Raw genomic sequence first — 1,658 nt, 5'->3', positions numbered from 1 at the left:
CTCGCGCTTTCGCCAAGCAGGCCGTCCGAGGGTTGATCGCAAACGCGAGAAGTGCTCCTGACCTGCAACGATAGGGCTTGTCGAGAGTCCTGTTGGCTGCGAGGAAAGAAGCACTTCCCAGGTGAAGAAGCGTATCGGGTCCTACCCGCGTGTCCACATCGAGGGCGCTGGTCGCGGGGTGGTCTCCCAGGCCGGCGGCGTGCTGATGGTCGAGACTGTCCGCAAAACCGGGCTGGACAGGGCGATATCGGTGGCGTTGGCGCCGTGGCGCAAGCCGCGGGCGGTGCACGATCCGGGGAAGATCCTGCTCGATGTGGCGCTCGCGGTCGCGTTGGGTGGGGACTGCCTGGCCGATGTGGGCATGCTGCGGGCCGAGCCGGCCGTGTTCGGGCCGGTGGCTTCCGACCCGACCGTCTCCCGCCTGATCAACACCCTCGCTGCTGCGGGAGAGAAGGCACTGACCGCGATCCGCTCCGCGCGATCTGAAGTGCGCCAGAAAGCCTGGACATTGGCAGGCAATCGGGCACCGGACACCGATGGGCAGGTGATCGTGGACTTGGACGGAGTCCTGGTCGTCTCCCACTCCGACAAGCAGGATGCCGCCCCGACCTGGAAGAAGACTTACGGCCACCACCCGCTGATGGGGTTCGTCGACCACGGGCCGGGCGGAACGGGCGAACCCGTCGCCGCTCTCCTCCGTCCCGGGAACGCGGGCTCGAACACTGCCGCCGACCACATCACAACCGCCCGCCTCGCTCTCGCTCAACTGCCCCAGAAATACCGGCGCGGACGACAGACCCTCATCCGCTGCGACTCCGCGGGCGGCACCCACGAGTTCGTCTCCTGGCTCTCCCAGCGCGGGCGCTGGCTGTCCTACTCCGTTGGCATGGTGATCAACGTAACCATCCACCAGCACGTCCTCAAGATCCCGGCATCGGCATGGACCCCGGCCATCGAGTCGGACGGCGAGGTCCGCGATGGGGCCTGGGTCGCCGAACTCACCGGCGACTTGCTCGAGGGCTGGCCTACAGGGATGCGGCTGATTGTCCGCAAAGAACGTCCGCATCCCGGGGCCCAGTTGAGGATCACCGACGCCGACGGCATGCGGATCACCTGTTTCGCCACCAACACCGCAGGCCGTCCCATCACCGAACTCGAGCTCCGTCACCGACTGCGGGCCCGGGCCGAAGACCGGATCCGGGCCGCCCGCGCGACGGGACTGCGTAACCTGCCTCTGCACGACACCGCGCAGAACAAGGTCTGGCTGGAGATCGTCCAGATCGCGCTCGACCTGCTGGCGTGGATGCCCATGCTCGCCCTGACCGGGAAAGCCCGGCTCTGGGAACCCCGCCGACTTCGGCTCCGCCTCTTCTCCCCAGCCGCCCAGCTCGTCACGACTGGCAGGCGTCGCATCCTCCGCTTCGCCCGCCACTGGCCGTGGACCGACGAGATCACCACAGCACTCGCACGACTCGCTCTCCTGCCAAAGCCCGGCTGACCAGCAACTTTCCACCCCTACGAGGAGCACCATCCCACCGGAGCAGTGGAACCCGGCGCTCACCCGACGCGACATTCGGGCTGTCGGCCTGCCCGCCCTCCGCCACCGAAAACGAAACGGTCCGCCGACGCCGTCGGCGGACCGTCAAGAAAGATCGAGG

The 1,658-nt window shown here is 67.6% G+C and carries 1 protein-coding gene; it reads left to right on the top strand.

The genetic code is table 11. The features are described from left to right. Positions 1-121 precede the first annotated feature (121 nt). Complete coding sequence (locus ABZ622_RS42060) at positions 122-1,498, top strand: IS1380 family transposase (RefSeq protein ID WP_360552622.1); 1,377 nt, start codon at positions 122-124, stop codon at positions 1,496-1,498. The last annotated feature ends 160 nt before the right edge of the window (positions 1,499-1,658 follow it).

Origin of the sequence: Streptomyces sp. NPDC007164 (assembly GCF_040634135.1) — a bacterium.
Lineage (GTDB): Bacteria > Actinomycetota > Actinomycetes > Streptomycetales > Streptomycetaceae > Streptomyces > Streptomyces sanglieri.
The sequence above is the reverse complement of the archived record's forward strand: the minus strand, read 5'-3'. Positions and strand labels throughout refer to the sequence as shown.